Source organism: Serratia sp. CY32780, from assembly GCF_052169135.1.
GTDB lineage: Bacteria > Pseudomonadota > Gammaproteobacteria > Enterobacterales > Enterobacteriaceae > Serratia > Serratia sarumanii.
Genome location: NZ_JBJNLI010000002.1, coordinates 261,692 through 278,901, shown reverse-complemented (window position 1 = coordinate 278,901; position 17,210 = coordinate 261,692). Strand labels below are relative to the sequence as shown.

Sequence of the window (17,210 nt, the reverse complement as noted above, 5' to 3'; positions counted from 1 at the left end):
TTCTTAAGAACGATAGCCAGGCTTTTCCGCCGCTTCCTACACTGCGAATTGAAGATAGCGCCAGGCGGCGCCAAACGTATAAGACGAAAAAATGATGACCTTTCTCGGGCTGAGGCGTCGGGTTGTTCAGTCCGCATGACCATACGGGGAACAAACGATGCAGAAAAAAACGTTGGCGGTGGCGTTGAGCGGCGCCTTATCGGGTCTGGCACAGGGGGCGGACGCCGATCGCCCCAATGTGCTGATCATTCTGGTGGACGACATGGGCTACTCCGACATCAGCCCGTTCGGCGGCGAGATACCGACGCCCAACCTGCAGGCGTTGGCCGAACGGGGCGTGCGCATGAGCCAGTACTACACCTCGCCGATGTCGGCGCCGGCGCGGTCGATGCTGATGACCGGCAACACCAATCAGCAGGCCGGCATGGGCGGCATGTGGTGGTATGAGAGCACCGCCGCGCAGCCGGGCTATGAAATGCGCCTGACCGACCGCGTGACCACGCTGCCGGAGCGTTTTCGCGATGCGGGTTACGCCACCATGATGGCGGGCAAATGGCATCTGGGCTATGTCGACGGCGCCAAACCGACCGATCGCGGCTTCGAGCGCGCCTTCGCCTTTATGGGCGGCGGCACCAGCCATTTCGACGATGCGAAACCGCTGGGCACCGTGGAGGCGTTCCACACCTTCTACACTCTGAACGGCAAACGCGTGTCGTTGCCCAAAGATTTCTACTCCAGCAAGGCCTATGCCGATCAGCTGGAACAGTGGATCCGCGATACGCCGCAAAATAAGCCCGTCTTCGCCTATCTGGCCTTCACCGCGCCGCACGATCCATTGCAGGCGCCGGATGACTGGATCGCCAAATTCGACGGCAAATACGACGCCGGTTACCAGCAGGCCTATCAGCAGCGCATTCAGCGCCTGAAAGCGCTGGGGCTGATTTCCGAGCGCACGCCGATGCCGACGCTGGCGCTGGATAAGGCCTGGAACGCGCTGACGCCCGAGCAGCAAAAATATGAAGCCAAGACCATGCAGGTGTACGCGGCGATGATCGCTTACATGGACGATCAGGTCGGCGCGGTGCTGAACACCCTGAAGCAGACCGGCCGCGACCAAAATACGGTGATCGTGTTCGCCACCGACAACGGCGCCAACCCCGCCAGCGGCTTCTACTACGGCTCGAAGCCGGAGTATTGGCGGCAGTTCGACAACAGCTACGCCAACCTCGGCCGCAAGGGCTCGTTCATCTCCTACGGGCCGCACTGGGCCAACGTCAGCAACGCGCCGTACGCCAATTACCACAAAACCACCAGCGCGCAGGGTGGCATCAATACCGATTTCATCATCTCCGCGCCGCGGCTGAAGGGGCGCGGCGGCATCGACCGCACGCCGATGGCGGTGTATGACATCGCCCCGACGCTGTATGACTATGCCGGCATCGACGCCAACAAACCGCTGAAGGCCAAACCGACGCTGCCGATGGTCGGCGTCAGCTTCAAACGCTATTTCAGCGGCGAGGCTGACCGCGTGCCGCGCGCGACCTACGGCGTGGAGCTGCATAACCAGGCCGCCTATGTGGACGGCGTCTGGAAGCTGCGGCGGTTGGTGAAGGCCGGGCCGACGGCGCAGATGGCGCCGTGGGGGCTGTTCAACCTGCATGACGATCCGCTGGAAACGCGCGATCTGGCCGCCGCCAACCCGGAGAGAGTCAAACGGCTGAGCGAGGCGTATCGCCGCTTTGCGCAGCAGGGCATGGTCATTGAAGCCAAAGGCGCAGCGATCGACTACCTCGGCGTCGACGCCAGCACCGGCGATTACATCGGCCTGGATCCGTTGACCCACAAACCGTTGCCGCAGGCGGCGCCATGAACCTGGCCCAGCTGCGCGCGCAGCAGATCCCGGTAGAGAACGAACCGCGCGCGGCGGCGCCTTTTCATCTGTTGGTGAAGCCGATCGGCGCCGGCTGCAACCTGGGCTGCCGCTACTGCTACTATCCGCAGCGCCAGCAGGAGCGGACGCGCAAGATGGACGACGACCTGCTGGCGGAATTTATCCGCGGCTACATCGCCGCCCAGCCGCGTTACAGCCGCGAGATCAACTTCGTCTGGCAGGGCGGTGAGCCGCTGCTGGCGGGGATCGGTTTTTACAAGCGGGCGCTGGCGTTGCAACGCCGCTACGCGCCGCCGGGCGTGCGGATCAGCAACAGCCTGCAGACCAACGGTACCCTGCTGAACGACGCCTGGTGCCGGCTGTTCCGGCAGCATCACTTTATCCTCGGCGTCAGCCTGGACGGCGATCGCGAGGTGCAGGACGCCCACCGGCCGGACAAGCGCGGCGGTGCCAGCTATGACGCCGCGCTGCGCGGCATTGCGCTGTTGCAGCGCCATCAGATCGATTTCAACCTGCTGATGGTGGTGCACGACGGCGTCGCGGATCGCGCCGAGGCGATCTACGATCATGCGGTGGCGATCGGGGCGCGCTATCTGCAGTTCCAGCCGCTGATGCGGGAAGGGGATGCGCCCACCGCCGGCTATGGGCTGAGCGCCGCCAACTGGGGGCGCTTCATGCTGGCGGTATACCGCCGCTGGCGCAGCCGCGGGCACGTCGGCCAGGTGTTTGTGATGAACATCGAACAGGTCTACGCGCAGTATTTCACCCACGTCAGCCCCAGCTGCGTACACGCCGAACGCTGCGGCGGCAATCTGGTGATGGAGCCGGACGGGCGGCTTTACGCCTGCGATCATCTGATCAACGCGCAGCACCTGCTCGGCCATGCCGATCGCCACACGCCGCTCGCCACCTTGGCGGCAAGGGCGGCGGAGATGCCGTTCGGTAAAAACAAGAGCCTGCGCCGCGAGTGCCAACGCTGCAGCGTGAAAAGCGTCTGCCAGGGCGGCTGCCCGGCGCATGTGGGTGAAGATCGTTACAACCGGCTGTGCGCCGGCTATTACGCCTTCTTTTCCGCGCTGCTGGCGCCGCTGCGCGCCTACCCGCGCAGCCCGCAGGGGGCGATGCAGTGGCGCGCCGCCGTGAGCACGGCCGCAGGTTGAAACCGTCTCGTCCTTAAGGACGATAGTCAGCATTTTCCTTTCCTCTCTATAGTGAGATGACCGCCGCTGGCGGTGAAAAACCTGCAAGCACCTGCATGCATCAGGCCAAAACTATAAGAGGAAATAACCATGAACCTGTCGTCGCGGTTGCACGCCCACCTGGCTCGAGGCAAGGTCGGCTTTCCCACCACCCTGGCCAGTTCGGTCGGGGTGATCATGGCCAGCCCGGTGATCCTGACGGTCACCAGCGGCTTCGGCATCGGCGGCGACACCTTCGCGCTGGCGATGCTGATCGCCTTCATCATGATGCAGGCACAGCTCACCACCTTCTCCGAAGCGGCGGCGCTGCTGCCGACCTCCGGTTCGGTTTACGACTACATCTCCTGCGGCATGGGGCGCTTTTTCGCCATCACCGGCGCGCTGTCGGCCTACCTGATCGTGCACATCTTCGCCGGTACCGCCGAGACCATTCTCTCCGGCATCATGGCGCTGGTGAACTTCGAGCACCTCAACACCCTGATGGAAAGCCACAACGCCTCCTGGATGGTCGGCGTCGGGCTGGTCATCGTGTTCGGCCTGCTCAACGCGTTCGGCATCGAGGCCTTCGGCAAGGCGGAGATCGTGCTGACCTTCGCCATGTGGAGCACGCTGGTGATTTTCGGCATCGTCGGGCTGCTGTCGCCGCATGCGGTGCCGCTCGAGGGCTGGTTCGGCAGCACGCTGAGCCTGAACGATCCCTTCGCGGTATTCAGCCTGATCGGCATGGCGATGTTCATGTTCGTCGGCTGTGAGCTGGTGACGCCGATGGCGCCGGAGATCAAACGTTGCGATCGGGTGATCCCGCGCGCGATGGCGCTGGGGCTGTGCGGCGTGGCGGTGTGCATGGCGCTGTATGGCGCGGCGCTCAGCCACCAGGTGGAAAACGTGGTGATCGACGCCGCCAGCGGCACGCGCCTGCTGGAAACGCCGATGGCCATCCCGGCGTTCGCCGGCCAGGTAATGGGCCAGTTCGGCAAATACTGGCTCGGCGTCGGCCTGCTGTTGGCGGGCGCGGCGACCATCAACACGCTGATGGCGGCGGTGCCGCGCATTCTGTACGGCATGGCGCTGGACGGCGCGCTGCCGCGCATGTTCGCCTATCTGCACCCGCGTTTTAAGACGCCGGTGGTCGGCATTCTGGTGGCGGTGTTGATCCCCTGCGTACACGCCTTCGCCATTCAGGGCAACCTCGACAGGATCATTCCGCTGGTGCTGGCGGCGGTGTGCGCCTGGGGCGTGGCCTACCTGCTGGTGACCTGCTCGGTGGTGATCCTGCGCGTACGCCGCCCCGATCTGCCGCGCGCCTATAAATCGCCGTGGTTCCCGCTGCCGCAGATCGTTTCCAGCGTCGGCATCGTGTTGGCCATCGTTTACATCACGCCGCCGGGAATGAACCCGAGCGACATCTACATTCCCTTCGGCTGGATGATCGGCCTGACCGCCGCCTATGCGCTGTTCTGGACGCTGTGCGTGCAGAAAGTGAATCCGTTCAAGCCGGTGCCGGTAGAGCAGGTGCTGGAGAACGCGTTCGCCAAAGGTGAAAACGAGGAGGCGCAGTTTGATCGGCTTACTTCCCTCACTTAATCGCGCCTGGCGGCGAGCGCCGTCGGGCTATCGGCCGGGCGCCGCGCTGGATCGTCTGGCGCGCAACCTGGAACCCTACGCGTGCGAACGCCTGGCACCGGGCCTGCTGCGGCTGACGCTGCCGCAGGGGCCGCAGATCGAGATCGGCGAACAGGTCCAGGGGCTGTTTATGGCGCATATCGTCAGCCACCGCTTTCGGTTGCAGGGCGCGTGCGCAGCGCAGCCCCCGCTGACGCTGGACGTGGTGACCGGCGGCTGGCTGCGGCGGCGCGGGGTGCGTTATCTGCTGCGCCAGCGCCACGCGGCCGCGCAGCGGGTGCTGGACGGCCTGCAGCGCTACCCGCAGATCGGCGAGACGCTGGCGCAGCTGGATTTTCGCCGCGTGCGGCTGACGGTGAAAGACGGGCGCTGGCAGGTGGATATCGAGCATTTCGCCGCATCGGAGGTGGTCAGCCGTTTGCCGGCCGGCCGCCGCTATTTGCGGCTGGATGCCGAACAGCGGCGGCTGCTGTTGAGCAGCCTGCTGATGATCGGCCAACTGATGGAGAAGCTGAATCATGAATAGAGTGGTTGTGATTACCGGCGGCGGCACCGGCGTCGGCGCCGCCTGCGCCCGTCTGCTGGCGGCGCAGGGCGATCGGGTGTTCATCATCGGCCGCCGCCCGGCACCGCTGGCGGCGCTGGCGCAAGAGATCGGCGCGCAGGCGCTGGTGGGCGACGCCGCCAGCGGCGAGAGCTGGAACCACGCGCTGCTGCCGGCCATTCTGCGCGAAGCCGGGCGCATCGACTGCCTGATCGGCAGCGCCGGCGGCATGGGCTTCAAGCGCATCACCGAGATGACCGACGCGCAGTGGCAAGGGGCGATGGACAGCAACCTCAACAGCGCCTTCGCCAGCGCGCGCGCCTGCCTGCCGGAGCTGATTAAAAGCGGCGGCAACCTGCTGTTCGTGGCCTCGATCGCCTCGCTGGCCGCCGGGCCGGAGGTCTGCGGCTACGTCACCGCCAAGCACGCGCTGATCGGGCTGATGCGCTCCATCGCCCGCGACTATGGCCCGCTGGGCGTGCGCGCCAACGCGGTGTGCCCCGGCTGGGTGACCACGCCGATGGCGGACGAAGAGATGCAACTGCTGATGGACGCCCATCAGATTTCGCTGGAGCAGGCTTACCAGATGGTCTGCCGCGACGTGCCGCTGCGCCGCCCGGCCAGCGCCGAGGAGATCGCCCGCGTCTGCCGTTTCCTGTGTTCCAGCGAAGCTTCAATCATTACCGGCGCGGCGCTGGTGGCCGACGGCGGCTCCACCATCGTTGACGTGCCGACCCTGGCTTTCACTTCCCTGTAAGGAGCATTTCCATGAGTTCAGAAGCGGTATTCATTCAGGTTGGCGCGCTGGCGGAAGGCTTTGCGCCGCACAGCAATACGCTGGAACGGCAGCACGGGCTGGCGGGCAGCACGCTGACGCTGCGCTTTAGCGACGGCGCGACGCAGCGCTGCCGGTTTACCGACGAGCAGACGCTGGAGTGGGGCGAACGGCGCGGCGTCGCCTATCGCGCCACCAGCATTCGCCCCGGCGTGCTGTTCATCGATTTTCTCGATCCCGCCCGCGCCAACGCCAGCATTACGCTGGTATGCGACCGCAATCAGGGCAACTTCACCGCGGTATATGGTCAGCTGCCGGACGAAGCGCAGGCGCGGCTCGATGCCTTCAGCCGGGTGGAACAGGGGCTGCCGCTGACCGCGGTCGAGGCCGAGTTCCGCTTCGGCACGCTGGATGACGCCGACGTGGCGCCGCCGGGCTTTACCGATGAGCTGATCGGCATGCGCAATATGTACACCTACAGCCCGACCGAGCGGTACGAGCACATCTACCTGAACGATAACTTCTACGCCTGGCAGTGTCTGGACGGGGTGGAGAAAGGGCTGGCGGACGTCGATCGCTGCCACTACGTGAAGGTGGCGGAGCAGCTTTATCTGTTCGTCTGGCGCGAGAAGATCATCCCGACGCTGGGCGTGGTGATGATCGATCTGCAGGGCATGCGCACCGACGGCAAGATCCTCGGTTATCAGGGCAGCGATTTCAGCGCGCTGAGCAACTTTGCGGTCGGCGCCCATGCGCAGGTGCTGAACACCACGCGCCACCCGCGAGGATAGGGCGATGAGCGCAACCTATGCGGCCGACGCCTTCGCGGGGCAGGCGGTGCTGGTGACCGGCGGCGCGCAGGGCATTGGGCTGGCGATCGTCAGCGCCTTTGCCCGGTTGGGCGCCGAGGTGACGATCGCGGACGTGCAGCTGCCGCAGGCGCAGGCGGCGGCGCAGGCGCTGCGGGACGAAGGGCTGAGCGTGCAGGCGCTGGCCTGCGATCTGGCCGAACCGGGGCAGATCGCCGAGCTGGTGACGGCGGTAGGTGAGCGGCATCAACGGCTGGACGTGGTGATCCACAACGCCGCTTACTTTCCGCTGACGCCGTTCGCCGCCATCGACGCGGCCCTGCTGCAACGCACGCTGAGCGTCAATCTGATGGCGCCGTTCTTTCTGGCGCAGGCGGCGCTGCCGTGGATGCGCCGCCGGGGCGGCGGCTGCCTTCTGGTGACCTCGTCGGTGACCGGCCCGCGGGTAGCCTACCCGGGGCTGGCGCACTACGCCGCCTCCAAGGCCGGGGTGAACGGGTTTATTCGCGCGGCGGCGCTGGAGCTGGCGGCGGAGAAAATTCGCGTCAACGGCGTGGAACCGGGGATGATCCGCACGCCGGCGATGGCCAACCTGGGCGGCGCACAGGTGAATCAGGCGATCGCCGCCTCGGTGCCGCTAGGGCGGCTGGGGGAACCGGAAGACATCGCCGCGGCGATGGTGTTTCTCGCTTCGCCGGCGGCGGCCTACATCACCGGCCAGACGCTGGTGGTGGACGGCGGCGCGCTGTTGCCGGAAACGAATTCTCTGCTTACTTGACGCTGCAGCGTTGTTTGCTGCAACGCCAATTAATTTGAGAATTCCGGTTGGTTAAATCACTTCTTAGTGGGATGCGCGGTGACGTTGGCGGGCAGGCTGTCGCCCAGGGTGATCAGCTCGTCCAGCAGCGTCATCAGCTGGTCCATTTTCTGCCGCGAGAAAGCGGCTTCAATCTCGGCGTAGCCCTGTTCCACCTGGTGGCGCGCCACTTCATACAGATCCTGGCCCTGCTGGGTCAGCGACACGTACAGCTTGCGCTGATCGTTGACCGGCTTGAGGCGGAAGATCAGCTTGTCACGCTCCATGCGCGACAGAATGCCGGTCAGGCTGGGGCGCAGGATGCAGGTTTCCGCCGCCAGCTCGTGGAATTCGATCGAGCGGCTGTTGGCCAGCACGCGGATGATGCGCCACTGCTGTTCGGTCAAATTGTGGCTTTTCAGGATCGGGCGGAAGAACCCCATGGCGGTTTCACGCGCCTGCAGCAGGGCGATGGTTAACGATTCATGCATAAGTTTGGCCTTAGCTATCAAGGTGTTCGTTGTTACGGCGCTCGTTATGGGGGCGCCCGCCCCGCAAAGCCCGATTTTGTTAATAACTTAATAGTAGCCAAAGTTACCCGTAGGGATAAAGCAAAAATGCGTGCCGCAGCGAAAAATGGCGAGAAAAATGATTAATACGTTGAATAATCACGCTAATGTTCGTTATTTGTGAATATTTTGTTATCACGATCACAAATCACTCCAAGCGCGTTGCGTAAAAGCTGCACAGCGTATAAAAGTAATCATTAATATATTAATGAACGCCGGTTGTCATGTTTTGCCATTGGAGGAGTTCGCATGAAAGGCACCGTATTTTCCGTTGCGCTGAACCACCGCAGCCAACTGGACGCCTGGGATCAGGCGTTTCACCAGCCACCGTATCAGACCCCGCCCAAAACCCCGGTGTGGTTTATCAAACCGCGCAACACCCACCTCGCCAACGGCGGGGCGATCCCGTTTCCGGCCGGTGAAACCGTGCAGAGCGGCGGCACGCTGGCGGTGATCATCGGCGATACCGCGCGCAAGGTGCCGGTTGAGCAGGTGAGCCGTTATCTGGCCGGCTACGCGTTGGCCAACGACGTCAGCCTGCCGGAAAGCAGCTTCTATCGCCCGGCGATCAAGGCCAAATGCCGCGACGGGTTCTGCCCGCTGGGGGAGATCGGCCAGCTGGAGGCCGCCGATCGGCTGGAGATCGTCACCGAGATCAACGGCGTGGAGCAGGATCGCTGGTCCACCGCCGATCTGGTGCGCTCGGTGCCGGAGCTGATCGCCGCCATCAGCGATTTCATCACCCTGCAGCCGGGCGATGCGGTGCTGATCGGCACCCCGCACCAGCGGGTGGAGATCAAACCGGGGGATGAGGTGACGGTGCGCGCCGCCGGCCTGCCCACGCTGACCAACCGCGTCACCCAAGCAGGAGCCGCATCATGAAACATGCCCGTATTCGCCATCATGGCCAGGCCGTCAACGTCCAGGTGGACGACCAGCTGCGCGTCACGCTGCCGAACGGCGAGGTGCTGCAGGAGCGCGAAGTGGAATGGCTGCCGCCGGCGCAGGGCACGGTGTTCGCCCTCGGGCTGAACTATGCCGACCACGCCAGCGAGCTGGAATTCAAGGCGCCGGAGGAACCGCTGGTGTTCCTCAAGGCGCCGAACACCCTGACCGGGCACCGCCAGGTGTCGGTGCGCCCGGCCGGCGTGGAGTACATGCATTACGAAGCCGAGCTGGTGGCGGTGATCGGCAAGACCGCGCGCAACGTCAGCCGCGAGCACGCCATGGAGTACGTGGCGGGTTACACCCTGTGCAACGACTACGCCATCCGCGATTACCTGGAGAACTACTACCGGCCGAATCTGCGGGTGAAGAGCCGCGACACCCTGACGCCGATCGGGCCGTACATCGTCGATCGCGACGACGTCGCCGATCCGCACCGGCTGGCGCTCAGCACCTACGTCAACGGCGAGCTGCGCCAGCGCGGCAGCACCGCCGACATGATTTTCGACATTCCGTTCCTGGTCGCCTACCTGAGTGAATTCATGACGCTGCAGCCGGGCGACATGATCGCCACCGGCACGCCGAAAGGGCTGGCCGACGTGCAGCCAGGCGACGAAGTGGTGGTGGAGATCGAGGGCATCGGCCGTCTGGTTAACCACATTATCAGTGAAAAAGATTACGAGGAGAGCCTGCGTTGACTTCCCTGGCTTCAAAGAAACAAGGGTTCCCATTTCAGTGCAACGAACCAAGGCCGCATCACGCGACTTGAGGATTTACCGTCGCTCCATGGGCTAACACTGCCAGCCCGGCAGCTTTGATATTTCGGGCCGCGTTGATATCGCGGTCATGGTGACTCTGACATTTGGGGCACAGCCAAAAGCGAATATTCAGGGGTAAAACTTGCATGGTGTATCCGCAGCAGGAACAGCGCTTAGATGATGGGAAGAATGGGTCGACCGCGATGAGACGACGGCCAGCCCACTCACTTTTATACCTGAGCTGTCGGATGAGTTCCGACCAGCCTGCATCAGCAATGCTTTTTGCCAACTGTGGATTACGCATCATGTTTTTCACGCTTAGCGACTCGACGCACACAACTTGGTTTTCGTTAATGAGTGTGCGGGACAACTTATGCAGGTTGTCCAGGCGGCAATCCGCAATTTTTGCATGCAACCGGGCAACTTTTTGGCGAGCTTTAGTGCGGTTTTTTGAACCCAGTTGTTTCCTGCTTAATCGGCGCTGTAGCAATGCAAGCCGCTTGGCATTCTTGGCTGTATTGCGTGGGTTGTCAGCTTTAAATCCGCTGTCCGTGACCAATAGACGAGTTAGACCAACATCTATTCCCACTATTGATGACGTAACAGGTAATGGCTCCGGCTGGACTTCGCATAGACAGCTGACGAAGTATCGACCTGCAGAGTCCTTGCTCACAGTGACTGTCGAAGGGGACGACGGCAGTTTACGCGACCAGCGGATGTTCAGAGGCGTTTTGCTTTTCGCTATGTATAGATGTCCTTCTCGGTACCTAAAAGCACTGGCGGTTAACTCAGCGACTTGCTTGTGGCGTTTAGATTTAAAGGCCGGATATGAAGTTCGACCTTCAAAGAAGTTTTTAAAAGCAGTCTGTTGGTGGCGTAAGCATTGCTGGAGTGGGACGCATGAAACGTCATTTAACCAAGCGAATTCAGGTGTTCTCTTGAGGATGGTTAATCGTGCGCTAGCTTGGGCATAACTGACTTTTTCTTTCCGTTGACGAAAGGCATCGGTGCGCCAATTCAGGATGAAGTTATAAACGAAACGTACGCAGCCAAATGTATGAGCTAAAAGTTGAATTTGCTCAGTTGAGGGATAGAACCGGAACTTATAGGCACGTTTCATGGCGTAACAAATTACAGAGAGATGTGGACAGATGCAAAGAGATTTTAGGTTAAAAATTACTCAGTCCCTTTTTTGGCTTTCACGCCAAAAGTTGCAGGAGAAGTGCTAATGAAAACCATCAACCATTGGATCAACGGCAAGAATGTCACCAGCAAAGAGTATTTCACCACCACCAACCCGGCGAACGGCGAGGTGCTGGCGGAAGTGGCCTCCGGCGGCCAGCTGGAGATAGACCAGGCGGTGGCGGCGGCGAAAGAGGCGTTTCCCAAGTGGGCCAACACGCCGATGAAAGAGCGCGCGCGCCTGATGCGTCGCCTGGGCGAGCTGATCGACCAGAACGTGCCGCAGATCGCCGAACTGGAAACCGCCGACACCGGCCTGCCGATCCACCAGACCAAAAACGTGCTGATCCCGCGCGCTTCGCACAACTTCGAGTTCTTCGCCGAGGTGTGTCAGCAGATGAACGGCAAGACCTACCCGGTGGACGACAAGATGCTCAACTACACGCTGGTGCAGCCGGTGGGGGTATGCGCGCTGGTGTCGCCGTGGAACGTGCCGTTCATGACCGCCACCTGGAAAACCGCGCCTTGCCTGGCGCTGGGCAACACCGCGGTGCTGAAGATGTCCGAACTGTCGCCGCTGACCGCCGATCGCCTGGGCGAGCTGGCGCTGGAGGCCGGCATTCCGGCCGGGGTGCTGAACGTGGTGCAGGGCTACGGCGCCACCGCCGGCGACGCATTGGTGCGCCATAAAGACGTGCGCGCGGTCTCTTTCACCGGCGGCACCGCCACCGGCCGCCGCATCATCGAAAGCGCCGGGCTGAAGAAATTCTCCATGGAACTGGGCGGCAAGTCGCCGGTGCTGATCTTTGAAGACGCCGACATCGAGCGGGCGCTCGACGCCGCGCTGTTCACCATCTTCTCGATCAACGGCGAGCGCTGCACCGCCGGTTCGCGCATCTTCATTCAGGAGAGCATCTACCCGGAATTCGTCAAACGTTTCGCCGAGCGCGCCAACCGTCTGCGCGTGGGCGATCCGCAAGATCCCAACACCCAGGTGGGGGCGCTGATCAGCCCGCAGCACTGGGAAAAAGTCTCCGGCTATATCCGCCTCGGGGTGGAAGAAGGGGCGACCCTGTTGGCCGGCGGTCCGGACAAACCGGCCGGTTTGAGCCACGGCAACTTCCTGCGCCCGACGGTGCTGGCGGATGTCGACAACCGGATGCGCGTGGCGCAGGAAGAGATCTTCGGGCCGGTGGCCTGCCTGCTGCCGTTCAAGTCGGAAGAAGACGGCCTGCGCATGGCCAACGATGTGGAATACGGCCTGGCGTCATACATCTGGACGCAGGATGTGAGCAAGGTTCTGCGCCTGGCCCGCGGCATCGAAGCGGGCATGGTTTTCGTCAACACCCAAAACGTACGCGATCTGCGCCAACCATTCGGCGGCGTGAAAGCCTCCGGCACCGGCCGCGAAGGCGGCGAATACAGCTTCGAAGTGTTCGCCGAAATGAAGAACGTGTGCATTTCCATGGGCGACCACCCGATCCCGAAATGGGGCGTCTAAGCCTCGGGCCACAATAATAACGAAAGAGATGAGAACAATGACGACAAAACTTACCACTAATGCTGTCCCTGCTCCCGACGTCGTGCGCTGTGCCTACATGGAAATTCAGGTCACGAACCTTAAAGCCGCACGCGAATTTTACGTCGATATCCTCGGCCTGGTCGTGACCGCCGAGGATGACAAAACCCTCTACCTGCGTTCGATGGAGGAGTTCATTCACCATAACCTGGTGCTGCGCGAAGGCCCGGTCGCCGCCGTTGCGGCGTTTGCTTTCCGCGTGCGCACGCCGGAAGACGTCGATCGCGCCGAAGCGTATTTCAAGGCGCTTGGCTGTCGCACCGAGCGTCGGGTGAACGGGTTCGCCAAAGGCATCGGCGATGCGGTGCGGGTCGAGGATCCGCTCGGCTTCCCGTATGAGTTTTTCTACGACGTGCAGCACGTCGAGCGTCTGGCCTGGCGCTACGATCTGTATACGCCGGGCGCGCTGGTGCGCCTCGATCACTTTAACCAAATCACCCCTGACGTGCCGCGCGCCGTGGAATACATCCAGGGGCTGGGCTTTCGCGTAACGGAAGACATCCGCGATGAAGACGGCGTGGTTTACGCCGCCTGGATGCGCCGCAAGGCGACGGTGCACGATACCGCGATGACCGGCGGCGCCGGGCCGCGCATGCATCACATCGCCTTCGCCACCCATGAAAAGCACAATATTTTGGCCATCTGCGACAAGCTCGGCGCGCTGCGCAAATCCGATTTGATCGAACGCGGCCCCGGCCGTCACGGCGTCTCCAACGCGTTCTACCTCTACCTGCGCGATCCCGATGGTCACCGCGTGGAGATCTACACGCAGGATTACTACACCGGCGATCCGGACAACCCGACCGTGACCTGGGACGTGCATGACAACCAGCGCCGCGACTGGTGGGGCAATCCGGTGGTGCCGAGCTGGTATACCGAAGGATCGCTGGTGCTGGATCTCGATGGGCAGCCACAGCCGGTCATCGAGCGCAGCGCGCCCAGCGAAATGGCCGTCACCATCGGCGCAGACGGTTTTTCCTACACCCGTGAGGGCGATACGGAAAAAGGTTTCAAACTTGGCAATACGCTGTAAATGCCGCTGCGCGGGCTGCGCCCGCGCCTATGCGCCGTCTGGAGAACGCTATGCCCCATTTTTACGCTGAATGTACCGACAACATCCGCCGCGAGGCGGATTTGCCCACCCTGTTCGCCAAGGTCAACGAGGCGCTGGCGGCGACCGGCATCTTTCCGCTGGCCGGCGTACGCAGCCGCGCCATCTGGCTCGACACCTGGCAGATGGCCGACGGCAAGCAGGACTACGCCTTCGTGCACATGACGCTGAAGATCGGCCACGGCCGCAGTCTGGAAAGCCGGCAGCAGGTGGGCGAGATGCTGTTTGCGCTGATCAAGGAACACTTTGCCGCGCTGATGGCGCAGCGTTACCTGGCGCTCTCTTTCACTATGGAAGAGCTGGATCCGGTGCTGAATTACAAACAGAACAATGTCCACGCGCTGTTCAACAAGGCGTGAATAAGGGGTCGTAAATGCTGGATAAAGAGCAGGTTAACCGCGCCGTACAGCGCCTGCATCAGGCGGAAAAGAGTCGTGAACAGATCCGCGCGCTGTCGCTCGATCATCCCGAGATCACCATCGAGGACGCCTACGCCATTCAGCGGCAGTGGGTGGAGCTGAAGATCGCCGAGGGGCGCACGCTCAAGGGCCACAAGATCGGCCTGACCTCGCGCGCCATGCAGGTGAGCTCGCAGATCACTGAGCCGGACTACGGCGCGCTGCTGGACGACATGTTCTTCAACGACGGCAGCGACATTCCGATCGATCGCTTTATCGTGCCGCGGGTGGAGGTGGAGCTGGCGTTCGTGCTGGCCAAGCCGCTGCGCGGGCCGAACTGCACGCTGTTCGACGTCTACAACGCCACCGACTACGTCATTCCGGCGCTGGAGATCATCGACGCGCGCAGCCACAACGTCGATCCCGAGACGCAGCGGCCGCGCAAGGTGTTCGACACCATCTCCGACAACGCCGCCAACGCTGGGGTGGTAATGGGCGGGCGGCCGATCAAGCCGGATGCGCTGGACCTGCGCTGGATAGCTGCGCTGCTGTACCGCAACGGCGTGATTGAAGAGTCCGGCGTGGCGGCGGCGGTGCTCAACCACCCGGCCAACGGCGTGGCCTGGCTGGCCAACAAGCTGGCGCCGTATGAGGTGGAGCTGGAAGCGGGGCAGGTGATCCTCGGCGGCTCCTTCACCCGGCCGGTGCCGGCGCGGCGCGGCGACACCTTCCACGTCGACTACGGCCCGATGGGCTGCATCAGCTGCCGCTTTGTCTAATGCAGGCTCGGCGAACCGGGCCGCAATAAACCGGGCGGGGAGCCATGCGCTACGCCCGCTTGTCAGGGAGAATGCGATGTTAACCAACCACTTCAAGCGTGCGCTGCAGGAAAAACGCCCGCAGATCGGGCTGTGGCTCGGGCTGTGCAGCAGCTACAGCGCCGAGCTGCTGGCCGGCGCCGGTTTCGACTGGCTGCTGATCGACGGCGAACATGCGCCCAACAACGTGCAGACGGTGCTGGGGCAGCTGCAGGCGGTCGCGCCTTACCCGAGCCGGCCGGTGGTGCGGCCGCCGTGGAACGACGCGGTGATCATCAAGCAACTGCTGGACGTCGGCGCGCAAACCTTGCTTATCCCGATGATTCAAAACGCCGAACAGGCGCGCGATGCGGTGCGCGCCACGCGCTATCCGCCGCACGGCGTGCGCGGCGTCGGCAGCGCCCTGGCGCGCGCTTCGCGCTGGAACCGGGTGCCCGATTACCTGCAGCAGGCCGACGAGCAGATGTGCGTGCTGGTGCAGATTGAAACCCGCGAAGCGGTAAAAAACCTCGACGCCATTTTGCAGGTGGAAGGGGTGGACGGCGTGTTTATCGGCCCGGCGGATCTCAGCGCCGATATGGGCTTCGCCGGCAATCCGCAGCACCCGGAGGTGCAGCGCACCATCGACGACGCGATTGCCCGCATCCGCGCCGCCGGCAAGGCGCCCGGCATTTTGATGGCCAACAAGGCACTGGCGCAGCGCTATCTGGAAGCCGGCGCGCTGTTCGTCGCGGTGGGGGTGGACACCACCCTGCTGGCGCGGGCGGCGGAAGCCCTGGCTGACGAGTTCAAACAGGGCGGGGTGCAAGCGCCTTCATCGGGAGTTTACTGAACCATGAACCACGTCGATTCGCTGCCGCCGGCCAACCCGGCGCAGCAACATAAAGCGTTAACCGCCGCCGAGCAATCGGTGATTAAAAAGTTGTTTCGGCGCCTGATCATTTTCCTGTTCGTGTTGTTTGTTTTCTCTTTCCTCGACCGTATCAACATCGGCTTCGCCGGGCTGACGATGGGCAAAGATCTCGGCCTCAGCTCGACCATGTTCGGGCTGGCGGCGACGTTGTTCTATGTCACCTACGTGATCTTCGGCATTCCGAGCAACATGATGCTGAGCCGGGTCGGCGCGCGGCGCTGGATCGCCACCATCATGGTGCTGTGGGGCATCGCCTCCACCTGCACCATGTTCGCCACCGGGCCGACCAGCCTGTACGTGCTGCGCATGATCGTCGGCATCACCGAGGCCGGTTTCCTGCCGGGCATTCTGGTGTACCTCACCTACTGGTTCCCGGCGTTCTACCGCGCCCGCGCCAACGCCTTGTTCATGATCGCCATGCCGGTGACCATGGCGATCGGCTCGCTGGTCTCCGGCTATATCCTGGCGCTGGACGGGGTGATGAATCTGAAGGGCTGGCAGTGGCTGTTTCTGCTGGAAGGCATTCCGTCGGTGCTGCTGGGCGTGGTGGTGTGGTTTTACCTCGACGATACGCCGGCCAAGGCCAAGTGGCTGACCGACGAGGAAAAATCCAGCCTGCAGGCGATGATGGAGGCCGACAAGCTGCAGCTGGTGCAGCCCAACGGGCCGAGCAGCCACCGCGCGCTGCAGCAACGCAGCCTGTGGCGCGAAATTTTCACGCCGATCGTGCTGATGTACACGCTGGCCTATTTCTGCCTGACCAACACCCTGAGCGCGATCAACATCTGGACGCCGCAGATCCTGCAAAGCTTCAACCAGGGCAGCAGCAACGTGACGATCGGCATTCTGGCGGCGATCCCGCAGATCTGCACCATCGCCGGCATGGTGTGGTGGAGCAAACGATCCGACAGGCTGCAGGAGCGCAAGCATCACACCGCGCTGCCATACCTGTTCGCCGCCGCCGGCTGGCTGCTGGCGTCCGCCACCGATCACAGCCTGATCCAGCTGCTGGGGATCGTGATGGCCTCGGTCGGCTCCTTTACCGCCATGGCGATCTTCTGGACCACGCCGGATCAGTCGATCAGCCTGGAAGCGCGCGCGGTGGGGATCGCGGTGATCAACGCCACCGGCAATATCGGATCGGCGCTCAGCCCGCTGTTGATCGGCTGGTTCAAGGATCTGACCGGCAGCTTCAACTCCGGGCTGTATTTCGTCTCGGCGCTGCTGATCGTCGGCGCCGTGCTGGTGTGGCGCATCCCGATGAAGGATTCGCGCCCGAGGGCGACGCCTTGATGCGCAA

The 17,210-nt window shown here is 62.9% G+C and carries 17 protein-coding genes; 15 read left to right on the top strand and 2 right to left on the bottom strand.

Annotated elements, in window-relative coordinates; all coding sequences use genetic code 11:
* Positions 1–157: 157 nt before the first annotated feature.
* The 7 genes from ACJ8HH_RS14845 (at position 158) to ACJ8HH_RS14815 (ending at position 7,619) form a co-directional block, all read left to right on the top strand.
* A complete protein-coding gene (locus tag ACJ8HH_RS14845) occupies positions 158–1,870 on the top strand; it encodes an arylsulfatase (protein WP_049194545.1) in 1,713 nt (570 codons plus the stop codon).
* Positions 1,867–3,051, top strand: coding sequence for an anaerobic sulfatase maturase (locus tag ACJ8HH_RS14840; RefSeq protein WP_060451824.1), 1,185 nt, complete (start codon positions 1,867–1,869; stop codon positions 3,049–3,051). The genes ACJ8HH_RS14845 and ACJ8HH_RS14840 overlap by 4 nt, the downstream gene beginning before the upstream one ends.
* A gap of 129 nt (positions 3,052–3,180) precedes the next feature.
* Entirely contained in the window at positions 3,181–4,674 is a 1,494-nt protein-coding gene (locus ACJ8HH_RS14835) for an APC family permease (RefSeq protein WP_033648536.1), read from the top strand.
* Positions 4,649–5,239 (top strand): DUF3156 family protein, encoded by a 591-nt coding sequence (locus ACJ8HH_RS14830; RefSeq protein WP_033636967.1) that lies wholly within the window; start codon positions 4,649–4,651, stop codon positions 5,237–5,239. Before ACJ8HH_RS14835 ends, ACJ8HH_RS14830 begins: the two co-directional genes overlap by 26 nt.
* Positions 5,232–6,014 carry an SDR family NAD(P)-dependent oxidoreductase gene (locus ACJ8HH_RS14825; RefSeq protein ID WP_060451825.1) on the top strand — a complete coding sequence of 261 codons (783 nt, stop codon included), beginning with the start codon at positions 5,232–5,234 and terminating at the stop codon, positions 6,012–6,014. Before ACJ8HH_RS14830 ends, ACJ8HH_RS14825 begins: the two co-directional genes overlap by 8 nt.
* An 11-nt stretch (positions 6,015–6,025) precedes the next feature.
* Positions 6,026–6,823 (top strand): molybdenum cofactor biosynthesis F family protein, encoded by a 798-nt coding sequence (locus ACJ8HH_RS14820; RefSeq protein WP_033636970.1) that lies wholly within the window; start codon positions 6,026–6,028, stop codon positions 6,821–6,823.
* Positions 6,824–6,827: 4 nt separating this feature from the next.
* On the top strand, positions 6,828–7,619 hold the full coding sequence (locus ACJ8HH_RS14815; RefSeq protein WP_060430861.1) for an SDR family oxidoreductase: 792 nt from the start codon (positions 6,828–6,830) through the stop codon (positions 7,617–7,619).
* 56 nt (positions 7,620–7,675) lie between these two features.
* Here the strand turns inward: ACJ8HH_RS14815 and hpaR are convergent, their stop codons facing one another.
* Positions 7,676–8,128, bottom strand: a complete 453-nt coding sequence (hpaR, locus tag ACJ8HH_RS14810) for a homoprotocatechuate degradation operon regulator HpaR (protein ID WP_033648530.1) — start codon at positions 8,126–8,128, stop codon at positions 7,676–7,678.
* 327 nt (positions 8,129–8,455) lie between these two features.
* On the opposite strand from hpaR, the gene ACJ8HH_RS14805 reads away from it, so the two are divergent.
* Together ACJ8HH_RS14805 and ACJ8HH_RS14800 are read left to right on the top strand one after the other, a co-directional pair.
* A complete protein-coding gene (locus ACJ8HH_RS14805) occupies positions 8,456–9,088 on the top strand; it encodes a fumarylacetoacetate hydrolase family protein (protein WP_033636979.1) in 633 nt (210 codons plus the stop codon).
* Positions 9,085–9,849: a fumarylacetoacetate hydrolase family protein gene (locus ACJ8HH_RS14800; RefSeq protein ID WP_033648528.1), complete on the top strand. Its 765-nt coding sequence runs from the start codon at positions 9,085–9,087 to the stop codon at positions 9,847–9,849. Before ACJ8HH_RS14805 ends, ACJ8HH_RS14800 begins: the two co-directional genes overlap by 4 nt.
* 58 nt (positions 9,850–9,907) lie before the next feature.
* Here the strand turns inward: ACJ8HH_RS14800 and ACJ8HH_RS14795 are convergent, their stop codons facing one another.
* Complete coding sequence (locus tag ACJ8HH_RS14795) at positions 9,908–11,029, bottom strand: RNA-guided endonuclease InsQ/TnpB family protein (protein WP_071883866.1); 1,122 nt, start codon at positions 11,027–11,029, stop codon at positions 9,908–9,910.
* Positions 11,030–11,137: 108 nt separating this feature from the next.
* Here ACJ8HH_RS14795 and hpaE point away from each other — a divergent pair, with 108 nt between their 5' ends.
* From hpaE to hpaX, 6 genes are all read left to right on the top strand, one after another.
* The gene (gene hpaE, locus ACJ8HH_RS14790) at positions 11,138–12,592 is read left to right on the top strand and encodes a 5-carboxymethyl-2-hydroxymuconate semialdehyde dehydrogenase (RefSeq protein ID WP_039567503.1); all 1,455 of its coding nucleotides are present in this window, start codon (positions 11,138–11,140) and stop codon (positions 12,590–12,592) included.
* 37 nt (positions 12,593–12,629) lie between these two features.
* A complete protein-coding gene (gene hpaD, locus ACJ8HH_RS14785) occupies positions 12,630–13,703 on the top strand; it encodes a 3,4-dihydroxyphenylacetate 2,3-dioxygenase (protein ID WP_004933173.1) in 1,074 nt (357 codons plus the stop codon).
* 50 nt (positions 13,704–13,753) lie between these two features.
* The gene (locus tag ACJ8HH_RS14780; protein WP_004933172.1) at positions 13,754–14,140 is read left to right on the top strand and encodes a 5-carboxymethyl-2-hydroxymuconate Delta-isomerase; all 387 of its coding nucleotides are present in this window, start codon (positions 13,754–13,756) and stop codon (positions 14,138–14,140) included.
* A 14-nt stretch (positions 14,141–14,154) separates the two neighbouring features.
* Entirely contained in the window at positions 14,155–14,958 is an 804-nt protein-coding gene (hpaH, locus tag ACJ8HH_RS14775; RefSeq protein ID WP_033636984.1) for a 2-oxo-hept-4-ene-1,7-dioate hydratase, read from the top strand.
* A gap of 76 nt (positions 14,959–15,034) precedes the next feature.
* Positions 15,035–15,829 carry a 4-hydroxy-2-oxoheptanedioate aldolase gene (gene hpaI / locus ACJ8HH_RS14770; protein WP_033636985.1) on the top strand — a complete coding sequence of 265 codons (795 nt, stop codon included), beginning with the start codon at positions 15,035–15,037 and terminating at the stop codon, positions 15,827–15,829.
* 3 nt (positions 15,830–15,832) lie between these two features.
* A complete protein-coding gene (gene hpaX, locus ACJ8HH_RS14765) occupies positions 15,833–17,203 on the top strand; it encodes a 4-hydroxyphenylacetate permease (protein ID WP_033636986.1) in 1,371 nt (456 codons plus the stop codon).
* The last annotated feature ends 7 nt before the right edge of the window (positions 17,204–17,210 follow it).

What these genes read in the sequence shown, in the direction of transcription:
- ACJ8HH_RS14815 (WP_060430861.1), top strand. Translation starts at nt 6,828, where the DNA reads ATGAGCGCAACCTATGCGGCCGACGCCTTCGCGGGGCAGGCGGTGCTG.
- hpaR (WP_033648530.1), bottom strand. Translation starts at nt 8,128, where the DNA reads ATGCATGAATCGTTAACCATCGCCCTGCTGCAGGCGCGTGAAACCGCC.
- hpaX (WP_033636986.1), top strand. Translation starts at nt 15,833, where the DNA reads ATGAACCACGTCGATTCGCTGCCGCCGGCCAACCCGGCGCAGCAACAT.
- ACJ8HH_RS14845 (WP_049194545.1), top strand. Translation starts at nt 158, where the DNA reads ATGCAGAAAAAAACGTTGGCGGTGGCGTTGAGCGGCGCCTTATCGGGT.
- hpaD (WP_004933173.1), top strand. Translation starts at nt 12,630, where the DNA reads ATGACGACAAAACTTACCACTAATGCTGTCCCTGCTCCCGACGTCGTG.
- ACJ8HH_RS14805 (WP_033636979.1), top strand. Translation starts at nt 8,456, where the DNA reads ATGAAAGGCACCGTATTTTCCGTTGCGCTGAACCACCGCAGCCAACTG.
- ACJ8HH_RS14800 (WP_033648528.1), top strand. Translation starts at nt 9,085, where the DNA reads ATGAAACATGCCCGTATTCGCCATCATGGCCAGGCCGTCAACGTCCAG.
- ACJ8HH_RS14795 (WP_071883866.1), bottom strand. Translation starts at nt 11,029, where the DNA reads ATGAAACGTGCCTATAAGTTCCGGTTCTATCCCTCAACTGAGCAAATT.
- ACJ8HH_RS14780 (WP_004933172.1), top strand. Translation starts at nt 13,754, where the DNA reads ATGCCCCATTTTTACGCTGAATGTACCGACAACATCCGCCGCGAGGCG.
- hpaE (WP_039567503.1), top strand. Translation starts at nt 11,138, where the DNA reads ATGAAAACCATCAACCATTGGATCAACGGCAAGAATGTCACCAGCAAA.
- hpaI (WP_033636985.1), top strand. Translation starts at nt 15,035, where the DNA reads ATGTTAACCAACCACTTCAAGCGTGCGCTGCAGGAAAAACGCCCGCAG.
- ACJ8HH_RS14835 (WP_033648536.1), top strand. Translation starts at nt 3,181, where the DNA reads ATGAACCTGTCGTCGCGGTTGCACGCCCACCTGGCTCGAGGCAAGGTC.
- hpaH (WP_033636984.1), top strand. Translation starts at nt 14,155, where the DNA reads ATGCTGGATAAAGAGCAGGTTAACCGCGCCGTACAGCGCCTGCATCAG.
- ACJ8HH_RS14825 (WP_060451825.1), top strand. Translation starts at nt 5,232, where the DNA reads ATGAATAGAGTGGTTGTGATTACCGGCGGCGGCACCGGCGTCGGCGCC.
- ACJ8HH_RS14840 (WP_060451824.1), top strand. Translation starts at nt 1,867, where the DNA reads ATGAACCTGGCCCAGCTGCGCGCGCAGCAGATCCCGGTAGAGAACGAA.
- ACJ8HH_RS14820 (WP_033636970.1), top strand. Translation starts at nt 6,026, where the DNA reads ATGAGTTCAGAAGCGGTATTCATTCAGGTTGGCGCGCTGGCGGAAGGC.